Below are 24,734 nucleotides of genomic sequence, written 5' to 3' on the forward strand. Positions count from 1 at the left end.
GGCGGACCCGGCGTGCGCCGCGAGGGACCTGCTGACGGCCTGGGAAGGCTGAACCGGCCTGGGAGCCCGGCCAGGCAGCCCACCGCCGAACGCGACCCTCAGACGCGAGGCCCGACCCTTCGACGCCCATGGACCATTGCGGCGATCAGGTTGTCGCCCAGTCGTCGCCCCTCCAGGATGGCGCCGCCCACGTGCAACGGCACCAGACACAGTACCGCCGTGGCGAGGCCCTCGTGCAGCTCCTCCATCCAGTGCACATCGTGGAAACGCTCGGTGTGCACCATCAAGATGCCGGTGGTACCGAGCCCCACCAGCAAGGCCAGCATCAGCAACATCATCACCGCCCCCAGCGGGGTATGGGTGATGCGCTGAGGGGAACTGTTTTCCTTTGCTTCCTGTGCTGCGGCCTGTCTCTTGAGCGCCGCTCCAAGGCGCGAGGGTGTCGGCCAGAAGCTCGACCAGCGCACCGACCAGGGCCCCACCAGCCCCCAGACGACACGCAGCCCTATCAGCCCCATCAGGGTGTAGCCGATATAACGATGAGGGCCAATTTCGGCGTAATTGAGGGCAAACCCCAGCACCAGCGCCCAGTGAAAGACGCGGACCAACGGGTCCCACACCTTGATCTGCCGGCTTTTTGAATGTGACGGAATCGATGCCATCGTCCTGCTCCCTGAAGGTGATACGCCTTGTCGCGTAACAGGCAGCCTGACGGCAGCAACTTAAGGCAAGCTTAGGACGGCAAGTGCCCAGCTCAGGCCGAAGGGCGCCGCTTGAGGCTGGTGCGCCCCTCCTGGTAGGCGATCGCCAGGCCGCTGGCGATGATCAGGGTGCCGCCGATCAGCACCCCGAGATCCGGCACCTCGTCCCAGATCATCCAGCCGAGCAGGACCGCCCACAGCATGGCGGTATAGTCGAAGGGGGCGGCGATAGCGGCCGGAGCGTGACGAAAGGCCAGGGTAATAAAGGCGGTGGCGCCGACCCCGAGCACCCCGGACATGAGAAAGGCCGGCCAATGCTCCAGCGCCGGCGCCTGCCATACCAGCGGCAGGGCGACGCCGGTCACCACAAAGGGCACCAGGGTCATGTAGAACACCATCGCCCACAGGTGCTCGCGGGCGCCGTAGCGCCGAGCGGTGATCATCATCAAGGCATAGAACACCGCCGCCCCGAGCATCGACAGAGCACCCAGCGAGATGCCTTCACTGCCTGGACGCACGATCACCAATACACCGGCAAAGCCCACCAACGACGCCAGCACCACCGGCACGCTCACCCGCTCGCCCAGCAGCGGGACCGACAGCAGGCTGACAAACAGCGGCGCGGCGAAGGCGATGGCGGTGCCCTCGGCGAGCGGCATCATCGTCAACCCCAGCACGAAGCAACCCATGGTGCCGGTATAGATCAGACCACGGATCAGATGCACCCCAGGACGTCGGGTCGACAGGGTGCGTAGGCCGCCCCCCTGGTGCGCCAGCAGCATGATCAACGGCAACGACACCAGGGTGCGAAAGAAGATGATCTGCAACGGCGAATGCACCTCGCCGAGCCACTTGGAAATGGCGTCACCGAGCGCCAGGCACAGCACGCCAAGACACATGAACCCGATACCCTTGAACGATGATCCCATGCTCTCCTCCCTGTCCGCAGCACTGATGGCAAGTGGCTCACGACCACCATCTACCTGACCTAAAAACGAACCCCGCCGGCACGGGGCCGACGGGGGTAACAGGGACAACGTTAGGGGGCGAACGCTTCGCTGGCAAGAACAGACGCACCAGAACTGTGCACTGGTGTATGCCATGCAGCAAAAGGCCCGCCAGAGGCGGGCCTTGTCGGAGAACGACGTGAAGGTGGCGCGAACTGACGCTTAGAGGCTGGCCTGAACGACCATGCAGTCCATGCCCTGCTGCAGCAGTCGCCGACAGGCCGAACGGGCCTGGCCTTCCTGCAGGTCCACCACGCGGGCACGGTAGATGTTGGCATTGTCGGCTCGCGCCACCGCTACCCGGGCGTGGGCCATCTCGCCCGCCAGACGATCGGCCGCCTGGCTGGCCTGGCTGCGCGCGCTGTCCATGTCGCTGAACGCCCCCACCTGGACCCCCCAGTCGCCGGTCTGCGCGATGGTGCTGTTCGCATTCGCGCTGGTGGTGTTCGTGCTCGCCACGCTGGACGGCGCGCTGGACGGCGCGCTCGACACGGAACTCGACACAGGGCTGGGCTCAGGCCTCGCCGCTGCCGCGTCGGGCACCGAGGCCGCCACCGGAATCGATGCCAGGGCGGGTGCCGAGGCACTCGGCTGGTCGATCAGGTTGCGCAGCGGGTCGGGACCGGACGAAGAACGACGCGAATCGGAGATGATCGGGGCGGCGGACTCGAAGCGCACCGGCGCTGTCGCCGACTGGCGGCTGGCCAGCGTCGGCGTGGCCGGACGAACCACGGTCTCGACCCGTGACGGCCGCACCGCGGTCGATGGCACCTGAGCGACACGGCTCGGCGTCGGCGCAGAGATCAACCCACGCTGGCGAGGCGCCATCAGTTCGCCACCGGAGACGTCGGTATTGGCAAGGAAACCACGACCGTCGACCAGCGAAGCCCGCAGGAAGCCACGGTCGAGCAGGCTCATCATCTGCTCATCCCTGGAAGCGGCGGTGTAGCCGCCCATGACCACCGCCACCATGCGCCGTCCATTGCGCGTGGCCGAGGTCGCCACATTGAAACCGGAGGCGCGAATGAAGCCGGTCTTGAGACCATCGGTGCCCGGGTACTTGGTCAGCAGACGGTTGTGACCGGTGTGACGAGTGCCACGCCAGGTGAACTCGGTAAGAGAGAAGTAGGGGTAATACTGGGGGAAGTCCAGCATCAGACGGCGCGCCAGGATGACCATGTCCCGCGCCGTGGTGACCTGGCCGGAGTTGGGCAGGCCCGAAGCGTTGCGGAAGGTGGTGTTATTCATGCCCAGGCTGCGCGCCTTGCGGGTCATCATGTCGGCGAAGTGAGACTCGGAACCGCCCAGGGACTCGGCCACCACCACCGCCACGTCATTGGCGGAGCGCACGACCAACGCCTGGATGGCCTTCTCCACCGGGATGCTGTCACCGGGCTTGAGCCACAGCTTGGTCGCCGGCATCGAGGCCGCATGGGAAGAGACCGGCAGCGGCTGGCCCAGACTCATGGTACGACCGTCCAGAGCCTCGAACAGCATATAAAGGGTCATCATCTTGGTCAGTGAGGCCGGATAGCGGCGCTCATCGGCGTTTTCCGCGTACAGGATCTCATGACTCTCGGCGTCCACCACGATGCCTGCGTAGCGCGGATTGCCTGCCTGGGCGGACTGCACCACCATCAGACAGGTCACCACCAGCGCGACCAGCATCGTCAGCGAACGCCACCCGGAATTCCTTGTGGTCACCATTTATCCAAACCCCTGCGATTTCCAGACTGCACTGACGGCATTATGACCCACTTGACCGGCCTGTACAGGCCAAATTGGCGAGCGTTCACCATCATTCTCGGCATTATATAGACCATTTCGGGCGAACCAGCCGTTCATGCAGGCGCCTTTGTCGTCGTCCACTTGGGCAAAAGCCGGAGCGGGCCTACTCCTGCGCGCTTGCGTCAGGTCAAACTCCCGCACGGGCCAGCAGCGCCTCGGTATCAACGCTATCACGCTGGGCCGGCGTCAAGAAGCGTTCGGCGTAGTCGCTGTAGATCCGCTGCTCCAGCATCAGCCGGAAGATCTCGGGGTCCAGATGGCCCTCCCGCACCATGTCGGCCAGCGTCGCCAGTGCCCGGGAAAGGGTCATGGCCGACTTGTAGGGGCGGTCCGCGGCGGTCAAGGCCTCGAACACGTCCGCCATCACCATGACCCGCTCCTCGAGGCTGGCGTCCTTCATCGCCAGTCGGCGTGGATAACCGGTACCGTCCATGCGCTCGTGATGATTGCCGGCGATGGCCGGGACCCGACGCAGGTGCGCGGGCCAGGGCAGCGCCTCGAGCATCATGATGGTCTGGACCACGTGCTCCTGGATGCGGAATCGCTCGACCTCGTTGAGGGTGCCGCGGGACACCCTGAGATTGAAAAGCTCGCCCTGATGGCCGGCCAGTTCACTGGGCCGCATGTCGAAACGCCAGACATTGTCGGGGTCGTCCGGCGCCACCGCCGGGCGAGAGCGGTGCCAGGGAATCTCGTGACGTGGCAGGTCGGCCAGCAGGCGCTCCTCCGCGGGCAGCCTGCGCAGGGGTTCGCGGGACATGCGCTTGAGCTCATCTCGCGACACCCCGAGCCGATCATCGAAGCGCCGCCACCAGCGCCACTCGGCGATGACGGTCAGGCGCTCCAGCAGCTCATCGCTGATGGCCTCGCCCCCCCGATTGGCCTCGGCCACGCATTCGAAGGCTGCGATCAACTCCTGCTGTCGCGCATGGCGCCGTCGCTCCAGCGTCACCGGATCGCCACCGTGGGCGCGCCCCTGCCAGTAGGCCACGTCGGCATCGCGCCACAGCACCTCGAAGCGGGTGCGAATCTCATGGATACGGTCGTAGCGGGCCTCGAGCTTGGTGGCCTTTTCCATCACCTCGTCGGGAATCGCCAGCTTGCCGCAGTCATGCAGCCAGGCCGCCAGATGGAAGGCGCTGCGGCGGGTCGCGTCGAAGTGAGTCTCGGCGTATACCCCGTGCTCGCTGCGATCGATGCCCTCGACGATCATCTCTGCCAGTACCGGCACTCGCGAGCAGTGGCTTCCGGTATGCGGCGACTTGGCGTCGATGGCATGGGCCACCAGCTGGACGATGCCCTCCAGTAGACGCGCCTCACCGCGCAGCAGTCGCCTCAGGTCGATGGCCACCGCTGCCGCCGCCGACACTTCGGCGACGAAGGCACGCCAGTGAGCGTCGTCATCGTCCAGCGAGCGCCGCGCCAACGCCAGCAGACCCAGCGTCGCTCCCTCCCGGTTACGCAGCGGCTGCAACAGATAGCCGGCCGCCTCAAAGCGCTCGATCAGCGCCTCGAGCTCGGCCTCGGAGCCTTCCTGCAGTCGCAGCTCCCGACTCCGTGGGTCCGCATCGGGGTCCCTCGCCTCCCCCTCCCTGGCGATCCGAGCGAAGCGTCCCTCGTCCTGTTCATCGGCCAGGTAGATGGCCCCGGCGCGACTGCCGGTGCCGCGCAGCAGATCCTCGAGAATGCTGGTCAGCATGCGATCCAGGCGTGGCTCGCTGTTGAGCACCCGGGTGATGCGTCCAAAGCCCTCGATACCACGCGCCAGCCGGCGCAGTGCCACGCTGAGCCCGCGCACCTCGGTCACCCGCGAGCCGACACCGTCGCAGGCGGAAAAATCGTAGCGCCCGAGCGCCTCGACCTGTCCGGACAACTCCCGCAATGGACGCCCCAGTCGTCGTCCCAGCAGCACCCCCAGCGGCAACAAGGCCAGTGTCACGGCCCCCGCCAGCAACGAACTCTCCAGCATCATCTGGCGCACATCGGAGGTCAGCTCGTCTTCCGGGACCGCTGCCATCAGCCGCGTGGCCTCGCCCCCCAGGGTGACAAAGGGCAGCACCAGCCCCCACCACTGGCGACCGTCATGGGACAACCGCCGCGGCGGCTGGTCGACGTTCGTGCTCAACAATTGCGCCAGCACCGGCATGGCCAGATCCTCGAAAGAGGACAATTGGCGGGCGTTGCCGAGCCCAGGATCCAGTGTGGCGTCCAGGGTGGTCGCCAGCGCCTGGCCGGAGGCGGTGACCACCGCCATGCGTGTCTGCGGCGTCAACCGCAGGTCATCCAGGCCGACGCCGAGGTCCCGCGAGGCGACATCCAGGCCGACCACGGCGTCACCGCTGCGGCGCGCCATGCTGATGCCGATTTCGCCAGTGTTGAAAAACACATAGGGAGCGGTCAGGAAAGGGGCGTCACCCTCGGGGGCCTGCTGAAACCAGGGACGGCTGCGCGGATCGAAGAAGTACTGGTCGAGTCGCTCGCGCCCGAGCGGAGCAAGCGATGGATCGAACAGATGCCATTCACTCTGCGGTGGCTGGCCAGGGCGTGCATCCACCACCAGCGCCAGGTAGGCCGCGTCCTGGCCGTCGTTGTTGACGAGGTCGGGTCGCTTGCTCTCGAGCATGCGATCCACCGCGCGAAACATCAGGAAGTCGCCGCTGCCATAGCCGATGTAGACGGCGTCGACCAGTCGATGGGCTTCCAGCGCCGCCCTCATCAGCGGCAACGCTGCCAGCCGGCCGTCCCAGTCGTCGGCCTCGCCCGGGGCCCCGTTGGCCAGCATGTCGATGGCCACCCGTGCCGGCCTCACCAGCGCCTGGGTACGCGCCTCCAGGGTGTCGACCAGCTGGGCCGAGGTCTCTTCCAGGGTCGCCCCCAGCGTGCGCTGGGACTGGTGCCAGGAGAACCCCAGCAGCGCCACCGCCATCACCACCATCACCCCGACGATAACGATACCGATCAGCCACTGCACCGGAATGACGAGTCGATGGCGGTACATGGTCGGACCTCTCGTGACGAGGCAAACGGGACTTTCAAGCGTGACGAAACGCCCTAAGCCGAAAGGGGTAGCGCTCTCTCCACTATATGTGCAGATCTGCAGACGCGTATCCCGAACACAGCGGCAGGCTCCACGTTAGGTCAACGCCGAGCTCGGGCCCGGATGGCATCGATATCGACCTGGTCGATCTGTCGGTCGGCCACAAAGGTATCGGCGTAGCGCCGCCACACGCCGCTATCCAGCAGCAACTCGAAGACCGCCGGGTCCAGGTGGCCGTCCTTGACCATGTCAGCCAGGATCTCCAGTGCGCGGGACAGCGGCAGGCCACTCTTGTAGGGACGATCGGAGGCGGTCAGCGCCTCGAACACATCCGCCAGCGCCATGATCCGCTCTTCCAGGCTGGCCTCGCCGAGTCGCAGCCGCCGCGGATACCCCTGTCCGTCCATGCGCTCATGGTGATTGCCGGCGATCTCCGGCACTCGCTTCAGGTGAGCGGGCCAGGGCAGAGACTCGAGCATGATGATGGTCTGGATCACGTGCTCCTGCATGCGGAAGCGTTCGACGTCGTTGAGCGTGCCCCGGGCGATGCACAGGTTGTAGAGCTCCCCCTGATGCTCCGCCAGGGACGGCGGCTCCATCGAAAAGCCCCAGTGATTGTCGGGGTCCTCGGGATGCACCGGGGGACAGGGACGCTGCCAGGCAATGCGATGACGGGGCAGATCGGCAAGCAGACATTCTTCTGAAGGCAAGGCGCGACGGGGTTCTTCGGCCATGTTGTCCAGTTCGGCCCGCGACAGCCCCAGGCGGTCATCGAAGTAACGCAGCCAGCGCCACTCGCCGATGGTCTTCAAGCGCTGGCAGTCGGCCTCGCTCATCGCCTCGCGGCCATGGTTGGCCTCGGCGACGCAGGCGTAGGCCTCCTGCAGCTCCTGGCGCCGACGCTGCAGTACCTGGTCAAGCTTTGTTGCTTCGCCCCCCTGGGCGATGGCGCGCCAGTAATCGAGTTCGGCGTCTCGCCACAGCACCTCGAAGCGGGTACGGATCTCGTGGATCCGGTTGTAACGGGTCTCGAGCTTGGTGGCCTTCTCCATGATGTGGTCTGGGGTGGTCAGCTTGCCGCAGTCGTGCAGCCAGGCCGCCAGGTGGAAGGTGGCGCGCTCTTCCTCGCTGAGGTGAACCGCAGCAAAAGGGCCCTGGCGCGCCCGGTCCACCTCATCGATCAGCATCTCCGCCAGCTGCGGTACCCGGGTACAGTGTCCACCGGTGTGGGGTGACTTGGCATCGGTGGCCCTGGCGACCAGCTGAATCATGGCGTCCAGCAGACGCGCCTCGCCCTCGAGCAGGCGGCGCATGTCGATGGCCACCGCCGCCACCGATGACACCTCGGCGACGAAGGTGCGCCACTGGTCATCATCCTGACCACCGTCCCGGTGCGCCAGCAGCAGTATCCCGAGACGCTTGCCGGCGCGGTCGCGCAGCGACTGCACCAGATACCCTTGCGCCTCCAGCGCTCGCCGCACCTCCAGCAGAGGGCCCGAGTCCTGGTCGACCTCGAGCGTCGCCGGCAAGGAGGCATCGCCCCATCCCTGACCCGCCTCGGCGACCGGCGACAGGCGGCCGGAACTGTCCTCATTGGCCAGATAGATGACCCCGTGGTGGCTGCCGGTGACGTTCAACAGCTCATCGAGGATGCCGTCGAGCATCACGTCGAGTCGGCGCTCGCGTCCCAGCATGCGATTGATGCGCCGAAACTCGCCGACGCGATGCACCAGAGTGTCCAGCGCACCGGACAGGTGAGCCACCTCGCGCACCCGGGAGTCGACCCCGCGATAGGCATCGAGGTCGAACTCGGAGATGGTCCGTACCTGCTCACCCAGTTCGCGCAGTGGGCGCCCGAGTCGGCGACCCAGCAGGATGCCGAGTGGCACCATCAGCGTCACCAGCCCCAGCGACAGCAACAGACGGTGCCACAGGGATTCACGCAGGCTCGCCATCAGCTCCCGCTCCGGCATGGCCACCAGCAGCCAGGCCAGTCGACTGCCGAGCATGTCGAAGGGCAGCGCCAGCCCCCACCAGTACTGCTCACCACAGAAGTAACGGACCGGCGTCGCCAGCACCCCCTGATCCTTGAGCTCGATCAACGGCGCCTCGCCCAGATCCTCCAGCGAGGTCCCCGGCAACAGCGCCGCATCCTTGTCCGCGTTGTGGGCGAGCACATCGCCCTCGGGGGTAGTGATGGCCAGCAGTGACCCCTGGGTGGTGGCAAACGCATGGATTTCCTTACCGAGATCCGCGGAGGTCATGTCGATGCCAAGCACGGCGCGTCCATCACGGGATCGCTGGGACAGGGTGACGCCCTGCTCACCGTTGGTGAAGAAGGTATAGGGCGCCGATAGCTGCGGGCCGTGCTCGTCCAGCGCCTGACGAAACCAGGGTCGATCGCGCGGGTCCAGGCCGTGGCTCTCGATGGCGATGCGACGTAGCTCCCTCGCCTCATCGTCGAGTACCTGCCAGTAGCCAGCCATGCCTTGCCGCCTGTCGCCGTGCAGGATCAGCGCCAGGTAAGTGCCACCGGCCAGATTCAATGAGTCGGATACTGCCCCGGGCGACAGTCGCTCGATGGCGCGAACCATCAGAAAGTCGCCGTTGTCGGAGCCGATGTAGGCGCCTCCCAGCACCTCCTGGGCGTCGACCACCGCCGCCAGCATGGGCAGTAGATGATCGCTTCGGGCACTGTCGAAGTTCTCGATGCTCGTTTCTCTGCTCAGCACACCGAGCATCGCCCTGGAAGGTTCGATCAGCGAGCGGGTCTTGACCTCCACCGTCGCCGACAGCTGCTGGCTGGATCGCTGCAGCGCCTCGACCAGCGAGTCCCGAGCCTGATCCCACGACTGCCACAGCAGCAGACCGGCCATCATCAGCGTCATGCCGACGATGGAGGCAGCGATAAGCCATTGGATCGGGAGTTCACGGCGGGCAAATAGAGGCATTGAAGGACTCGAGGGTGGCAGTCGACCAGCAGTGACGACTACCTATCACTCTATGCCAATTCAGCCGCTCTGGAGCGGGGGGCAACTACCCCCTATGCACTACTTCGCCCACATCTTTCGTCTTGACCCTCGCCCATGGCGGCCGTGCCTGCCCAGACGTTCAGGTCAGCAGCCGCGTCATGCCCAGCCACACCAGACGCAGCGACAGCGCGGTCAACACCACCCGGAATCCGGTGTCGAAACGCCGCTCCGACACGTGATGCAACAGGCGCAGTCCAAGCCAGGTGCCCAGCACCCCGACGCCGATCATCAGCAGGATCAACCACAGCCAGTCGGCGAACAGGAAACCGGCGACGCCGAAGACGAAGGCCTTGGTCAGGTGCTGGAAGGTCATGCAGGCGGCGAAGGTGGCCACCGTGCCCTGGCGGGAGTTGCCGTGCTGCTTGACGAAGGCCGCCACCATGGGCCCACTGGCGCCGACAAAGCTGGACAACAGGGTGGTGACGGCGCCGGCGATCAGGGTGCCCAGGCGGCCCAGGGCGCGCTTGGGCAGCCCCGGCCCCCACAGGGTATAGAGCACAAAGGCGGCAATCGACAGTTCCAGCACCCCGCTGGGCAGGCGGATCAGCAGCCAGCCGGCCACCAGGGCGCCGACCAGGGCACCGGGGACAAAGGTCGCCAGCAGCGGCCAGTGGACGTGCCGCCAGCTCATGGCCAGGCGTCCGCCGTTGGAGCCCAGCTGGACCATGCCATGCACCGGAATCAGCGCCGCCGCCGGCATCACCTGGGCCATGGTCATGATCAACAGGGTGCCGCCGCCCACGCCCAGCGACGCGCTGATCATCGAGGTGACACCGGACAGCAGGATCAGGCCGAGACTGACGACGGGGGACAGCGGCGAGATAGCGGCGAGCCACTCCATGGCGACAAACTCCTGAGACAAGAAAAGCCAGAAGCTTACCTTTGTGTGCCACGGCTCGCACTCGCTGACGACCTGCCCGCCAACATCGCCTCGCTACCCGCAACGCCAACGCCAACGCCGATCGATCTTCCGGGCGGAAGATCGATCGGCGCGGGTACTTTCCGTGAAGGCAAGAGCCGTGACGACAGGATCAGCGATGGGCACATTCAGCGGCTGATACAGAGAAGAGGCTCAGGCCAATCATCAGGATCAGCGTTTCAGGCCAAGCGCCGCCAGGGATTCGCGCTCGCGGCGGGCGTAGAGCTCGAGTTCATCGCGCACCGAGGCCCCCAGCGCCGCCTCGAAGGCGTCACGGTTGGCGTTGCCCTGCCCCACCGCACTCTCCTCACCGCCCAGGTTGGACTGGAAGATGCCCGCCGCCGACACCGGCAGAAAGTCCTCGTAGGTCAGCGGTTCGGCCACCACCTTGCCGGCGGCGATCTGTACCTCCACAGAGGTGTCACCGTCGAACTCGTCTACCGCACGGTAGACGAAGTAGGCCAGGCCCTCGCGGCGCAGGGTGGTCTCGTCATCAGGGAAGTCGGCGAAGACCTCGGCCAGGCGAGCCTGATGGGCGGCGTTGTCCAGCCCCTGGGGCGCCTTGCGGGCCTCGCCCAGCAAGCGGTCATAGAGCGCCCGGCCCTTGGGGGTCAGGGCTACACCACGCTGCTCGATCTCGCCGAAGCGGGCGGTATGGCTACCCTCGGCGTCACCGACGAAACGGGTGGTCTCTTCCAGCGCCTTGAAGCTGGTCTGACGCAGCAGGATCGGACAGGCGCGCCGGGGCGGGCCCTCGATCACCGCCTTGGGCGTCATGCCATGCTCGGGCATCCGGCGCTGGGCCTCGTCGATGTCCAGGGTACGCGGGGTCAGATGGTTGATGTGCGGGCCACGGAAGCACACCACATCGGCGATCAAACGGTGGGCCGAGTGCAGCCGCTCGTAGGTGGCGCGGTCCACGGTGGCGTCCTGGTGCCAGCGGAAGGTCTCCAGGGCTTCGGCGACGAAGCGCTCGGCCTGTTCCTCGGTGAGGCCACCCTGCTGCTCGAAGGTGGCGATCAGTTCACGCACCCCCGGAGTGAAGATGTCGCGCTTGGCCAGGATCTCGCTGGCCAGGGTGCGCAGCTCGACGTCCTCGATCAGCTCGAGGCGCAGCAGCGAGGTAAACAGGCGGAAGGGATTGCGTGCCAGGGCCTCGTCGGTGACCGGGCGAAAGGCGGTGGAGTGCACCGGCACCCCGGCCTCGGACAGGTCGTAGTAGCCCACAGGGAACATCCCCATCACCGCAAACAGGCGCCTCAGGGTGGCGAGTTCCTCGGCCGTGCCCACCCGGATCGCACCGTGACGCTCGACGCCCAGGCGAGCGTGCTCGCCGCTGGCCTCGAGCCGCTCGGCCAGCGCCGGATCAGCCTCGAGGGTCTGCCGATTCACCTGCTCGACCAGTGACAGCAGGGTGCCGTACTGGGGCACCTCGGCCTGGTACATGGCCGACATGGCAGAGGCAAAGCGGTCACGAATCTCGTCGGCGGTCACAAAGTCGGAAGACATCCGGGCTCCTATCGGTTGGCAGGCGGTGATGCCACCGATAAGACCAGAGCGGGGAGGCGGCGACAAACGAAAATTATCGCTGGTTGTATTCCTTCAAGGAATGCCACGGCGGTGGTCGCCGCCATCGCTCTCGACACTCCGCGCCTTTATCGGCGCAGTCTTTCTCGCAGCGACGCCATGGGAGCCACCCCGCGCTACCAGTCCTCCAGCTTATGTGCCCCGCTGCTGTCGCCCCCGTCCGCCTTGCCGCGCTCTGCGCGAGCAAGCGCGCGGCCAGGGCGCCTCAGTGCCCCAGGATCTGACTCAGGAACAGCTGGGTACGCTCCGAGCGCGGGTTGTTGAAGAACTCCTGGGGCGGCGCCTGCTCGATGATCTGGCCCTGATCCATGAAGATCACCCGGTCGGCCACGGTCTTGGCGAAGCCCATCTCGTGGGTCACGCAGAGCATGGTCATGCCTTCCCGGGCCAGCTCGATCATCACGTCCAGCACCTCCTTGATCATCTCCGGGTCCAGCGCCGAGGTGGGCTCGTCGAACAGCATCACCTCCGGGCGCAGACACAGCGCGCGCGCGATGGCCACGCGCTGCTGCTGGCCGCCGGACAGCTGGCCCGGGTACTTGTGGGCCTGGTCGGCGATCTGCACCCGCTCGAGAAACTCCATGGCGGTGGCCTCGGCCTCGCGCCGGGGTTTCTTCTGTACCCAGGTCTGGGCGATGCAGCAGTTGTCGAGCACCGACAGGTGAGGGAACAGATTGAAGTGCTGGAACACCATGCCGACGTGCCGGCGGATCTGTTCGATGCGCTTGACGTCCTGGGTCATGTGCACCCCGCCCACGGTGATGCGGCCCTGCTGGTGTTCCTCCAGGTGATTGATGCAGCGGATCAGGGTGGATTTGCCGGACCCCGAGGGCCCGCACACCACGATGCGCTCCCCTGGCTGCACGGTCAGGTCGATGTCGCGCAGCACGTGGAAGTCCCCGTACCACTTGTTGAGGCCGTCGATCTCGATCATCGGCGTGTTCGAATCCGCCGTGGTCGCCGCTTGAGCAGACATGGCTGCCTCCCGATCAAATTTGTTGTTGTGGGCCGTCAATGGCCGGTATGTAGACGCCGTTCGATATATTGGCTGTAACGTGACATGCCGAAGCAGAAGATCCAGAACATCAGCGCGGCGAACACGTAGCCCTCGGTGGCGAAGCCCAGCCAGTTGGTGTCGGTGAGCCCGGCACGGATGATCGCCAGCAGGTCGAACAGGCCGATGATCAGCACCAGTGAGGTGTCCTTGAACAGCGCGATGAAGGTGTTGACGATGCCCGGGATCACCAGCTTGAGCGCCTGGGGCAGGATGATCAGGCCCATCCGCCGCCAGTAGCCCAGGCCCAGCGCCTTGGCGGCCTCTTCCTGGCCTCTGGGGATCGCCTGCAGGCCGCCACGCACCACCTCGGCCATATAGGCGCTCCAGAAGAACATGATGCCGATCAGTGCGCGCAGCAGCTTGTCGAACTCGACCTCGCTGGGCACGAACAGCGGCAGCATCACCGAGGCCATGAACAGCACCGTGATCAAGGGCACGCCGCGCCAGAACTCGATGAACACCACCGACAGGCTGCGCACCAGTGGCATCTGCGAGCGCCGGCCCAGCGCCAGGATCACCCCCAGCGGCAGCGAGCCGACGATACCGACGATGGCCACGGTCAGGGTCAGCATCAGCCCGCCCCACTCACGGGTGGGCACCGCCGGCAGGCCGAAGTGGCCTCCCAGCAGCAACAGCCAGGCGATCACCGGAAAGCCGACCAGGGCGAAGATCACCACCCAGCGCTTGGCCGGCAGTCGGGGAATCATCAGCCAGGCGATGGTGGCCACCAGCAGCGCCAGGGTGATATCGACGCGGTAGCGCTCGGTCTCGGGGTAGAAGCCGTAGACGATGGTCTCGAAGCGGGCGCTGATGAACACCCAGCAGGCGCCCTCGCCGGTACAGGCTTCGCGAGTGGTGCCGATCCAGTCGGCGTCGATCAGCGCCCACTGCACCAGCGGGGACAGCGCCCATACCAGCACCGCCAGGGTGATCAGCGAGACCACCGAATTGAGCGGGGTCGAGAACAGCCGGCTGCGGAGCCAGCCGGTGACACCATGGCGCGCCACCGGCGCCGGCCGGGCGGCGATCATCGAATGCTCGGTGGACGCGGCAGCCGGCGCCACCTCGGGCTCACTCGGGGGGTGCACCGGGGACTGGGAAGGAGGTGTGGGACGCTCGGTCATGGCAGCAGTCCTCCAACGAAGACAGGCAAGCGGCTCATGGCAGAGCGCATGGTTGGCGTATTCATCTCAGCGCTCCTTGAGCAGGGTCCGGGCGTTGTAGACGTTCATCAACGCCGACACCACCAGACTGATGGTCAGGTAGACCGCCATGGTCATGGCGATGATCTCTATCGCCTGGCCGGTCTGGTTGAGGCTGGTACCGGCGAACACCGCCACTAGGTCGGGATAGCCGATGGCGGTCGCCAGCGACGAGTTCTTGATCAGGTTCAGGTACTGACTGGTGAGCTGCGGCACGATCACTCGCATCGCCTGGGGGATGACCACCTTGCGCAAAGTGATGTTGCCCGGCAGGCCGATCGCCCGGGACGCCTCGATCTGCCCCTTGGGCACCGACTGGATCCCTGAACGCACGATCTCGGCGATAAAGGAGGCGGTGTAGATCGACAGCGCCAGCCACAGTGCCATCAGCTCCGGGATCACGGTGATACCGCCGGAGAAGTTGAAGCCCTTGAGCGACGGCACGTCCCAGGCAAGCGGGCTGCCGCTGGCCACGAACACCAGCAGCGGCAGGCCAATGATCAGGGCGCTGCCGAGCCAGTACACCGGCAGCGCCTTGCCGGTACGCTGCTGCAGCCGTCTGGCGTAGATACCAAGGGCCACCACCGCCAGGATCGCTGCCACCAGCGCCAGCTGGGTCAGGCCGAAGCCTGGCTCGGGCACCGGCACCGGCACGATCAGCCCGCGCACATTGAGAAAGAACGCCTCGAGCAGCGACATGCTCTGGCGCGGACTGGGCAGGGCCTGGAGCACGGCGAAGTACCAGAACAGGATCTGCACCAGCAGCGGAATATTGCGGAAGGTCTCGACGAAGGCCGCCGCCAGGCGAGCCAGCAGCCAGTTGGGCGACAGCCGGGCGATACCCACGGCGAAGCCGATCAGGGTGGCGGCCAGAATGCCGAGCCCGGACACCAGCAGGGTATTGAGCAGCCCCACCACGAAGGTGCGGGCATAGCTGCTGTCGCCGGAGTAGTCGATCAGGGTCTGGGGGATCGAGAACCCGGCGCGCTCACCGAGGAAGTCGAAACCGGTGGTGATGCCCCTGGCCTCAAGATTGGTCAGGGCATTGCCGATCATCATCGCGATCAGCGCGGCGAGGCCTGCCAGCAGCAGCGCCTGGATGATCAGCGCACGAAAGGCAGGACGCCGCCATAGCGGCGTCCGTTCGATAGGGGGCGTGGACATGGGCGAGCCTCTTGCTGGACGACGCTTGCCTCCGGCCCGTCTCGCGGCCGTGGGCATTCACCCGCGAACGGCGAGGGGGCCGGCGCGCGACGTCGTCGCTCTATCCGTCATGGGTCGGACGACCCCGGCCATGGCCGGGGTCGCAGCGGACAGTATCAGCGGATCGGCGGGGCGTAGAGGATGCCGCCTTCGTTCCACAGGGCGTTCATGCCACGGCTGATGCCCAGCGGTGAGTTCTCGCCCACGGTATCGGCGAACACCTCACCGTAGTTGCCCACCTGGGAGACGATGTTGTAGGCCCAGTCGTTGGTCAGACCGAGCTGCTCGCCGTAGGTGCCGTCGACACCCAAAAGGCGCGCCACCTGGGGATTGGGCGGATCATTCTTCATCTGCTCGGCGTTGTCGCTGGTGATGCCCAGTTCCTCGGCATTGACCATGGCGAAGACCGTCCACTTGACGATGTCGAACCACTGGTCGTCACCCTGGGCAACCACCGGGCCCAGCGGCTCCTTGGAGATCAGCTCGGTGAGGATCTCGACGCTGTCCGGTTCCGGCAGCTGCAGGCGCAGGGCGCTGAGCTGGGAGGTGTCCGAGGTGAGCACGTCACAGCGCCCGCTGGCGAAGCCCGAGGCGGTCTGGTCCGGGGTATCGAAGGTCACGGTGTTGATGTCGATGCCCTTGGCCGGGAAGTAGTCCGCCAGGTTGAGCTCGTGGGTGGTGCCGGACTGGATACAGATAGAGGCACCGTTCAGGTCCTCGAGGCTTTCGATGCCGAGATCCTTGGCCACCATGAAGCCCTGACCATCGTAGAAGGTGGTCGTCGTGAAATTGAGGCCCAGGGAGTTGTCCCGGGTGGCGGTCCAGGTGGTGTTGCGCGAGAGCACGTCGATCTCACCGGACTGCAGCGCGGTGAAGCGCTCCTTGGCGGTCAGCGGGGTGAACACCACCTTGTCGGCGTCGCCGAAGATCGCCGCCGAGATGGCGCGACAGGTTTCCACATCGAGTCCCTGCCAGTTGCCGTTCTCGTCCGGCGAGGAGAAACCGGACAGGCCGACGTTGACACCGCATTGGAGTTCGCCGCGGGAGGTGACTTCGTCCAGGGTGGCGGCCGAAGCACTGCTCGTCACGCCCAGCGCCGCTGTGGATAGCGCGGCGAGGGAGAGGGTCAGCAACGTCTTGTTATTGTGTCGCATGGATTCAACTCCAGTAATGGATGAGCGTTGTACGCCCATTCACTATCCGAGCCTCGGCCGGCGTGGTCAATGCTGGTGTCGACGTTTGTTTTAAACGATGGATTGAAGATCGATGGCAGCCCCCATCGAAAAGAGGCCCGGGAGGAGCGTGCCCGCTGGCACGCCCCCTCCGGGCAAGACGCACTCTTCTCCTGCACCAGGCCCGCCTTGTATCAGGACAGCGCCACGTCCTTGGGCGTTGTCCGTAAAGACGCCGAGCGCAGGCACTTTTCACATAGGCCTCTAGTGCGAGGTGCCCTCTTCGTAGTGGGTCTTGTTCCACACGTTGTACTTGCCTGACGGCTTGTCCATCGGCACCCGGGTGATCTCCTCGAGGGTATCGGCGTCGTAGGCGATCACCGCGCCGTCGCGCTCCCACAGGCTCAGCAGCAGGGTCTCGCCGTCACGGTCGAACTCCACGTGGGCAGACGTCTTGCCCTGCTCCGGGATCAGGGTGCGCACGATCTCGAGGCTGTCCTTGTCGATCACGTGGACACGATCACGGTTGGGCCCGAAGAACACGTCGGTCCAGGCGTAGCGGGAGTTTTCGTGGCTGCGCATGAAGAAGCCCGGTCCGTCGGTATGCAGCGTCTTGATCAGCGAATAGTCGTCCATGTCGATGATCGAGACTTCCGGCTTGGCCAGGTGGGGAATCGCCATCACCCGACGTCCGCCGGTCTCCCAGGTGATGCCGGAACCCAGATGGGGCATGCCCGACAACGGCAGGTCGGCCAGCTTGTCGCCGCTGTCCAGGTCGATGACCATGGCCCCATCGCCACCGCGGGAGGCGCCGATGACGCGGCGGTACTCGGGGTCGAAGAAGAAGTCGTCGAGGTAGTCCGGCACCGGCAGACGCCGGACCTCGAAGCTCTCGCCCCTGGCCTCCAGAGCCTTGCGCGCGGGATCCAGCGGCTCGTCCATATGCCCCGTGGCCACCACCGCTTCAGGCGTCACCGGCCAGGGGATCTCCCACAGCTCCTTGACGTCCTTGAGCGCGGCGATAAAGCTCGAGCGCGGCGGCGCGGCGTAGACGGCGCTGACCCGGGAGCCGTTGCCTTCGGCGTCGGCGGCGGGATAGACCCGCATGGGATCGAGCCGGTGGGCGTCGAACAGCACCAGGTTGCCCGGCAGGGTGTTGGCGGCCATCACGTAGCGGCCATCGGCGGACACCGCGATATTGCGCATATTGATGCCGGCGCGGACTTCGGCCACCACGGCGAAGTGATAGAGATCGAACTTGGTGATCCAACCGTCGCGGGAGCCGAAATAGACGTAGCGGCCATCCGGGCTGTACTTGGGCCCGCCATGCAGGGCAAAGCGGGTAGGGAAGCGCGCCAGGAGCTCGAAGGTATCGCCGTCGAGCACGCTGGCGTGGTGATCGCCGGTCTCTACCACCACGAACAGATTCTGCGGATCGGCGTCGAACTCGGGCGTGTCGCCAAGGCTGCCGGGGGGATGCGACACCACCTGGCTTGCACGGATATCGTCGAGCGTCCAGTCGGGGGTCACCGGCGGGTCACTCAGCACCCAGTCGCTCAGCGCATCGACCTGGGCCTCGGCAAGCGTGTCGGTAAAGCCGGGCATCTGGGTCGCGGGGCGGCCATCGGCGATCACCCGACGAACCTCTTCGGGCTTGATACGCCCCAGGTTCTGGGGCAGCAGCGCTGGTCCCATGGCGCCCAGACGATCGGCGCCATGGCAGCTGGCGCAGTGATCCTGATAGAGCTGCGGCGGCGCCGAATCTGTCGCCTGCGCCTCGGCCGATACTGGCATCAAACCCAGCATCAAACCCGGCACCAGACTCGGCATCAGCCCGATCAGGGCCGCGCCCAGCAGTCTTGCCGTGTTCATGCCACCGCCTCCGTCATGGCGTCCATATCGAGTCGCCCGGCCAGGGACACCACCTCGCCCACCACGATCAGCGTCGGCGGTTTGAGCCCCTCGGCCTGGATGGTCTCCGGTAACTGGCCCAGACGGGTGATCACCCGGCGCTGTTCCCGGGTGGTGCCGCGTTCGATCAGCGCCACCGGCTGGTCGGCGGGCAGGCCGTTGGCGAGCAGTTCGCGGCGAATCAGCTCGGCGTTGGTCAGCCCCATGTAGAACACCAGGGTGTGGCGGCGACTGGCCAGCGAGCGCCAGTCGAGATCGAGGCTGCCGTCGGCGCGGGCGTGCCCGGTGACGAAGGTCACCCCCTGGGCGTGGTCGCGATGGGTCAGCGGAAAGCCGGCGTAGGCGCTGCAGCCCTGGGCCGAGGTGATTCCCGGCACCACGCGAAAGGGAACCTGGTTGTCCACCAGCATCTCGGCCTCTTCGCCGCCGCGCCCGAAGATGAAGGGGTCGCCGCCCTTGAGGCGCACCACCCGCTTGCCGGTCACCGCCAGGCGCACCAGCAACTGGTTGGTTTCCTCCTGGGTCAGGGCGTGGCAGCGCGCCGCCTTGCCCACGTAGAAACGCTGGGCCGCCTTGGGCGCCAGCGCGAGCACCTCCGCTGACACCAGGCGATCATAGACCAGGCAGTCCGCCTGGCTGAGCAGGTACAGCGCGCGCAGGGTCAGAAGGCCGGGGTCACCGGGGCCGGCGCCGACGATGGCCACCTCGCCGGAGGCGAGCGGCGCTTCGCCGAGCTGGTCGTAGAGGGCTTGCAAGGACATGGTGATCTCCCGTTCAACCGGTCGTCAGAATCATCTTTGGCGAGACGGCATCGGTCAGGCCGATCTCGTCATCGTCGAGGTAGCAGCCCGGGTCCTCGGCCCAGGGATCGCCCAGGGTCTTGAAGGCGCGCACCCGGGTATTGCCGTTGCAGATCGGCAGGTAGCGACAGGCGCCGCAGCGTCCCTTGAGCGGCCGCGGACGACTGCGAAAGCCCTGCATCAGATCGTCGTCGGCCTCGCACCAGATTTCCGAGAAAGGCCGCTCACGTACATTGCCGAGATGGTGGTCCCACCAGAAGGAGTCCGGGTGGACATTGCCCAGGTTGTCGATATTGGCGATGTACTCGCCGCTGGCGTTGCCGCCCCAGGCGAGCAGACGCGCCTCGAGATCGGCGACCCGCTCGGGGAAGTGGCGCCTGGCCCAGTGCAGCAGGAAGGGGCCGTCGGCGTCGTTGTTGCCGGTGACGTACTCGCGCCGGATACCCACCTCGAGTTCGGCGCGACAGCGGTCGAACAGTCGGGTCATGGCGTCGCGGGTCATCTCGTGCCAGGCGTCGTGCTTACGGTGACGATGACCGCGTCCGCCATAGTTGAGGTGTGACAGGTAGAACTTGTCGACGTCGTGCTCGGCGGTCAGCGCCAGGATGTCGTCGAACTGGGCGTAGTTGTCCCGGGTCAGGGTGAAGCGCAGCCCCACCTTGATGCCCCGTTCCTTGCACAGCCGGACTGCGGCCATGGACTCGCGAAAGGCGCCACGACGCTGGCGGATCTGGTCATGGGTCTCCTCGAGGCCGTCGATGCTGATGCCGACGTAGTCGTAACCGGCATCGGCGATGGCGTCGATGTTGTCCTCGGTGATCAGGGTGCCGTTGGTGGACAGCCCGGTGTACAGCCCGAGTTCCTTGGCCCGGTGCGACAGTTCGAAGATGTCGGGGCGCATCAGCGGCTCGCCACCGGACAGGATCAGCGCCGGCACCCGGAAGGCCTTGAGGTCCTCGAGCACCCTCAGCGCCTCCTCGGTGGACAGCTCACCGGCGAAGTCGACGTCGGCCGACACCGTGTAGCAGTGCCGACAGGTCAGGTTGCAGCGGCGAATCAGATTCCAGATCACCACCGGGCCTGGCGGGGTGCGGGCAGGCGCCAGTGGCGTCGGCTCGAGCAGGCTGTCGATGTAGCGGGTCACTCGGAACATGGCGAGGCTCCCTTGGCGGTGGCGAGCCGTAGCCCGGTCTTCTTGAGGATGCGGCTGCTGTAGAGAATACGGTGGTCGCGGCAGGCGTCGCCCAGCCATTCACGCAGCCGCTCGGCCTGGGCCTCGACCTCGTCGCGGTGGTGGCCGTGCAGCATCACGAACAGGTTGTAGGGCCAGTCCGGCAAGCGGCGAGGCCGCCGGTAGCAGTGACTGACGCCCGGCCAGTCGGCCAGCTGCCGGCCGAGTTCATCGATGCGCTGATCATCGACGTCCCACACGGTCATGCCGTTGGCCAGGTAGCCCAGGCGATAGTGGTTGGGTACCGCGGCGACGCGGCGCACGACGCCGGTCAGGCGCAGTCGCTGAAAGCGCGCCAGCACCTCCTCGCCGCTCATGCCGATGGCCGCGCCCACCGCCGCCCAGGGGTCGGCCACCAAAGGCAGGCCCGCCTGGGTGGCTTCGATCAGGGCGCGGTCGCCGTCGTCCAGCACAGAGACGTCGTCGCGGCCCCTAGACGGGCAGGTGGAGATGGACATGGAACTCCTCCTCCTTGGGCAGGTTGATCACCTCGAGCCCGGTGGCCTCGGTGATGGCCTCGATCACCGAGGCGACGCGGCCGGGGCGATCACAGGCGATGACGAACCACATGTTGTAGTGGTGCTCGCGGCGATAGTTGTGGGCCACCTCGGGGAAGGCGTTGACGACCTCGGCGACGCGCTCGAAGTCGGCTTCCGGCACAGCCAGGGCGGCCAGCGTCAGGGCACCGCCGAGACGCTCGGCCTGGAACATCGGGCCAAAGCGACTGAGAATCCCTCGATCGAGCAGCGACGACAGGGCGTCGAGCAACTCGCGCACCCCGAGCCCCAGCTCCAAGGCCAGGTCGCCGTAGGGGTCCGGGGTCAAGGGCACACCCAACTGCAGGCGGTTGATGATCCGACGCTCTACCTCAGACAGCGCAGCCACCGCGTCATGGCGAGCGGTGGCAGCGTCGTGTGGATGGCGGTCGGGGTCGCCGGGAAAACCCCGGGACGGTGTTTCTGAGCTCATGGCTCCTCCGGGGGTGTCATGGTTCCTCGGGCGTGTAGCGTCCGCCGCGCTGGCGATAGGCCTGGCGGCTGAACAGCACCTGGTGGTCGACGTCTTCGAGGCCATGGCGCTGGATCAGCGCACGGATCTGGGCCTCGACACGCACTCGCCGGACGCCGTGGATCATGCAGAACAGGTTGTAGGGCCAGCCGAGGCGACGCACCCGCTGGTAGCACAGGGTGACCTCGGGCTCAGCGGCCAGACGCCGGCCTACCTCGTCGACGCGATCATCGGGCAGGTTCCATACCACCATGGCGTTGGCGGCGAGGCCCAGGCGGCGATGGCGGACCACCAGGCCGAAGCGTTTGATGAAACCGCTGTGCTGCCAGTGCCCGATCCAGGTGCGGACCTCCTCGACGCTCAGGCCGGTCTGCTCGGCCAGCACCTTGAACGGCTCAGGCACCAGCGGCAGCCCTTGTTCCAGACAGGCCCTGAGTCTGATCAGACGGCGATCCTGAGCCTGCAGCGGGCTCGCCGGACGGCGCTCAGCGGTGGACGTGACGGCCTCGATCATGCTTCCTCCAGCTCCGCCCAGGGCAGGGCGAAGGCCAGGTCGATGTGATAGCTCTGGACCATGGGCAGACGCAGCAACGGAGTGGCCAGTTCGGCCTCCAGCCGCGTCAGGCGCAGTTCCAGGCTGGTGCTGTCCGGCGCCGTCACCACGAACCACAGGTTGTAGCGGTGCTCGCGCCAGTAGTTGTGGTTGACCCCGGGGCAGGCGTTGATGATCTGTGCCACCGCCTCCCGGCGATGGTCCGGCACGGCCACCGCCACAAGCTCGCTGGCGCCGGCCTGGCGGTGATCGAACACCGCGCCGACACGGCCCACCACGCCCAGGTCACACAGACGCTGCAGGCGTTCGATCAACGCCTGTTCATCCAGTCCGAGCTCTTCGGCCATGGCCGCAAAGGGACGCTCCACCAACGGCAGCGATCGCTGATAGCGATCGATCAGACGCCGGTCGATGCGGTCCAGGTCGTCGACCACCTTGTCGGTTGCCATGGCCATCTCCCGAAAAGCGAAAAATTGGGGCGGGCCGCCCGTGCGAGCGGCCCGCGAGGACGTCAGTAGACGTCGTGCTGGGTGTTGTAGACGTTGAACTTGCCGGTCGGCGTGACCAGTCGCTCGTCCTTGATCACCGCTTCCAGCTGCAGCGTCTCGTCGTCGACCACCACCAGCGCGGAAGACTGATCGGCGGTGTTCCACACCGAGAACCAGACCTCGTCGCCGGCACGGTTGTACTCCGGCTGCACCACCCGCTTGGGTCCTTCGCCGAGATCCGCCCAGTCGGCGATCGGCAGCACCTGGAAGCCCTCTTCCAGGTCGTTGACGTCATACACGGCAACGCTCTGGCTGATGGCCTCGTCGGGGTTCAGCGCGGTGTCCACGTAGAGGTGCTCGGACTCGGGGTGGGTCTTGATGAACAGCGAGCCGCCGCCCTGACCTTCCAGGGTGCGCACCACCGTCCAGGCCTGGTCCGGATGACCTTCCGGGTCGGTACCGATCAGCGAGATGGTGTTGTCGCCCAGATGGCTGGTAGCCCACACCGGCCCGAACTCGGGGTCGACGAAGTTGGCGCCACGTCCCGGGTGCGGGGTCTTGCCCACGTCGATGATCGCCTCGAGCTCACGCTCCTTGGCATCGATGACGACGATCTGGTTGGACTGGTTGGCGGCGGTCATGAAGTAGCGACCGCTGCTGTCCCAGCCACCGTCGTGCAGGAAGCGGGAGGTGTCGATCTCGACGCTGGACAGGGCGTCCAGGTTCTCGTAGTTGACCAGACGGACCTTGCCGGTTTCCTTGACGTTGACGATGAACTCCGGGTGCTGATGGGACGCCACGATGGCCGCCACACGGGGCTCCGGATGGTACTCCTGGGTGCCCACCGTCATGCCGCGGGTGCTGACGATCTTCTTCGGCTCCAGGGTCTCGCCGTCCATGATCACGAACTGCGGCGGCCAGTAGGTGCCGGCGACCGCGTAGGTGTCCTCGTAGCCCTCGAACTTGGAGGTCTCCACCGAACGCGCCTCGAGACCCACCTTGATCTCGGCCACGGTGGTCGGCTCTTCCATCCACAGGTCGATCATGTCGACCTTGGCGTCGCGACCGATGACGAACAGGTAGCGCCCGGAAGCGGACATCCGCGAGATGTGCACCGCGTAACCGGTATCGATGACCTTGACGATCTCCTTGCTGTCGCCGTCGATCAGGGCGATCTGGCCGGCGTCACGCAGGGTCACCGAGAACAGGTTCTCCAGGTTCAGGTCGTTCATCTGCTCGGTGGGGCGATCTTCCGGCGCCACGAACACGGTCCAGCTGTCCTTCATGTCGGCCAGGCCGAACTCCGGGGGTACCGGTGGCTCATGCATGACGTAGTTCGCCATCATCTCGATCTCGTCATCGGTCAGCTGGCCGGAGGTACCCCAGTTGGGCATACCGGCCGGTGAGCCGTAGGTGATGAAGGTCTTGAGATAGTCCATGCCGCGTTCACGGGTGATGTCGGTGGTCAGCGGCTTGCCGGTGGCCCCCTTGCGCAGCACGCCATGACAGCCGGCACAGCGTTCGAAGTAGATCTCCTTGGCGTGATCGAACTCTTCCCGCGTCATCGCAGGGGCGCCCTCTTCATCGGGCATCATCACCGCCGCCGGGTCGACGCCGGACGGATTGCTCTGGTAGGCCGCCTCTTCCGGAGACAGGTTCTTCTCGGCGCCATGGGCGCTTCCCAGGCCTGCAATCACGATGGCTATCGCTGCGGCAAGGGGCTTGAGAGTCGTGACGCTTCTGGTCATCTTTTCACCTCGAGTCATGATCCACGTGTCTTTCATCCTGTCGCCAATGTCGTGCCACAAGATGAAAATGTCGCCAGGTTTTCCGCTTTCTCTTGAGCGAGTTATTTCCCTTGGTACGGCAATCCCTTCCCTGGATAAGCGACACATCTTCCTTCCAGATGAAGGCGGCGAAGAGGCCCGCTCTCTTCGCGTTTGCCCTGCCTACCATGGAAGCGCGCATTCCCGACGATTTCACTGGGTCTCTTGCCGACTCTTGACCCCTATCAACAATCACTCCTCCGCGCACCACC

Annotated in this window: 19 protein-coding genes; all 19 read right to left on the reverse strand. The window is 66.0% G+C overall.

Annotated features, from left to right (window positions below; translation table 11 throughout):
* Nucleotides 1-98: 98 nt before the first annotated feature.
* Entirely contained in the window at nucleotides 99-662 is a 564-nt protein-coding gene (locus tag NH448_RS05335; protein ID WP_045993503.1) for a cytochrome b/b6 domain-containing protein, read from the reverse strand.
* A 92-nt stretch (nucleotides 663-754) separates the two neighbouring features.
* The gene (locus NH448_RS05340) at nucleotides 755-1,630 is read right to left on the reverse strand and encodes a DMT family transporter (RefSeq protein ID WP_045993504.1); all 876 of its coding nucleotides are present in this window, start codon (nucleotides 1,628-1,630) and stop codon (nucleotides 755-757) included.
* Between the two features lie 240 nt (nucleotides 1,631-1,870).
* Nucleotides 1,871-3,415 (reverse strand): D-alanyl-D-alanine carboxypeptidase, encoded by a 1,545-nt coding sequence (locus NH448_RS05345; RefSeq protein WP_045993505.1) that lies wholly within the window; start codon nucleotides 3,413-3,415, stop codon nucleotides 1,871-1,873.
* 208 nt (nucleotides 3,416-3,623) lie between these two features.
* Nucleotides 3,624-6,494: an HD domain-containing phosphohydrolase gene (locus tag NH448_RS05350; protein WP_045993506.1), complete on the reverse strand. Its 2,871-nt coding sequence runs from the start codon at nucleotides 6,492-6,494 to the stop codon at nucleotides 3,624-3,626.
* 140 nt (nucleotides 6,495-6,634) lie between these two features.
* Nucleotides 6,635-9,484, reverse strand: coding sequence for an HD domain-containing phosphohydrolase (locus tag NH448_RS05355; protein ID WP_045993507.1), 2,850 nt, complete (start codon nucleotides 9,482-9,484; stop codon nucleotides 6,635-6,637).
* 160 nt (nucleotides 9,485-9,644) lie between these two features.
* Nucleotides 9,645-10,406, reverse strand: a complete 762-nt coding sequence (locus NH448_RS05360) for a sulfite exporter TauE/SafE family protein (RefSeq protein ID WP_045993508.1) — start codon at nucleotides 10,404-10,406, stop codon at nucleotides 9,645-9,647.
* Nucleotides 10,407-10,655: 249 nt separating this feature from the next.
* Entirely contained in the window at nucleotides 10,656-11,993 is a 1,338-nt protein-coding gene (locus NH448_RS05365; protein WP_045993509.1) for a VOC family protein, read from the reverse strand.
* A gap of 283 nt (nucleotides 11,994-12,276) precedes the next feature.
* Nucleotides 12,277-13,005 (reverse strand): amino acid ABC transporter ATP-binding protein, encoded by a 729-nt coding sequence (locus NH448_RS05370; RefSeq protein ID WP_045993549.1) that lies wholly within the window; start codon nucleotides 13,003-13,005, stop codon nucleotides 12,277-12,279.
* A 77-nt stretch (nucleotides 13,006-13,082) separates the two neighbouring features.
* The gene (locus NH448_RS05375; protein WP_045993550.1) at nucleotides 13,083-14,159 is read right to left on the reverse strand and encodes an amino acid ABC transporter permease; all 1,077 of its coding nucleotides are present in this window, start codon (nucleotides 14,157-14,159) and stop codon (nucleotides 13,083-13,085) included.
* 159 nt (nucleotides 14,160-14,318) lie between these two features.
* Entirely contained in the window at nucleotides 14,319-15,494 is a 1,176-nt protein-coding gene (locus NH448_RS05380) for an amino acid ABC transporter permease (protein ID WP_157033075.1), read from the reverse strand.
* A 155-nt stretch (nucleotides 15,495-15,649) separates the two neighbouring features.
* Nucleotides 15,650-16,687, reverse strand: a complete 1,038-nt coding sequence (locus tag NH448_RS05385) for an amino acid ABC transporter substrate-binding protein (RefSeq protein ID WP_045993511.1) — start codon at nucleotides 16,685-16,687, stop codon at nucleotides 15,650-15,652.
* A gap of 282 nt (nucleotides 16,688-16,969) precedes the next feature.
* Nucleotides 16,970-18,577, reverse strand: a complete 1,608-nt coding sequence (locus NH448_RS05390) for a nitrite reductase (protein ID WP_083970483.1) — start codon at nucleotides 18,575-18,577, stop codon at nucleotides 16,970-16,972.
* A complete protein-coding gene (gene cobA / locus NH448_RS05395; RefSeq protein ID WP_045993512.1) occupies nucleotides 18,574-19,377 on the reverse strand; it encodes a uroporphyrinogen-III C-methyltransferase in 804 nt (267 codons plus the stop codon). The genes NH448_RS05390 and cobA overlap by 4 nt, the downstream gene beginning before the upstream one ends.
* Nucleotides 19,378-19,390: 13 nt before the next feature.
* Entirely contained in the window at nucleotides 19,391-20,569 is a 1,179-nt protein-coding gene (gene nirJ / locus NH448_RS05400; RefSeq protein WP_045993513.1) for a heme d1 biosynthesis radical SAM protein NirJ, read from the reverse strand.
* On the reverse strand, nucleotides 20,557-21,105 hold the full coding sequence (locus NH448_RS05405; RefSeq protein WP_045993514.1) for an AsnC family transcriptional regulator: 549 nt from the start codon (nucleotides 21,103-21,105) through the stop codon (nucleotides 20,557-20,559). The genes nirJ and NH448_RS05405 overlap by 13 nt, the downstream gene beginning before the upstream one ends.
* Nucleotides 21,080-21,616 carry an Lrp/AsnC family transcriptional regulator gene (locus NH448_RS05410; protein ID WP_239452570.1) on the reverse strand — a complete coding sequence of 179 codons (537 nt, stop codon included), beginning with the start codon at nucleotides 21,614-21,616 and terminating at the stop codon, nucleotides 21,080-21,082. The genes NH448_RS05405 and NH448_RS05410 overlap by 26 nt, the downstream gene beginning before the upstream one ends.
* A gap of 16 nt (nucleotides 21,617-21,632) precedes the next feature.
* Nucleotides 21,633-22,169 carry an Lrp/AsnC family transcriptional regulator gene (locus NH448_RS05415; protein WP_045993515.1) on the reverse strand — a complete coding sequence of 179 codons (537 nt, stop codon included), beginning with the start codon at nucleotides 22,167-22,169 and terminating at the stop codon, nucleotides 21,633-21,635.
* Nucleotides 22,166-22,657, reverse strand: a complete 492-nt coding sequence (locus NH448_RS05420) for an Lrp/AsnC family transcriptional regulator (protein ID WP_045993516.1) — start codon at nucleotides 22,655-22,657, stop codon at nucleotides 22,166-22,168. The genes NH448_RS05415 and NH448_RS05420 overlap by 4 nt, the downstream gene beginning before the upstream one ends.
* Nucleotides 22,658-22,719: 62 nt before the next feature.
* Nucleotides 22,720-24,444, reverse strand: coding sequence for a nitrite reductase (locus NH448_RS05425; protein ID WP_083970485.1), 1,725 nt, complete (start codon nucleotides 24,442-24,444; stop codon nucleotides 22,720-22,722).
* Between the last annotated feature and the right edge of the window lie 290 nt (nucleotides 24,445-24,734).

Origin of the sequence: Halomonas sp. OfavH-34-E, assembly GCF_024124525.1 — a bacterium.
In the GTDB taxonomy this organism is placed as follows: domain Bacteria; phylum Pseudomonadota; class Gammaproteobacteria; order Pseudomonadales; family Halomonadaceae; genus Halomonas; species Halomonas litopenaei.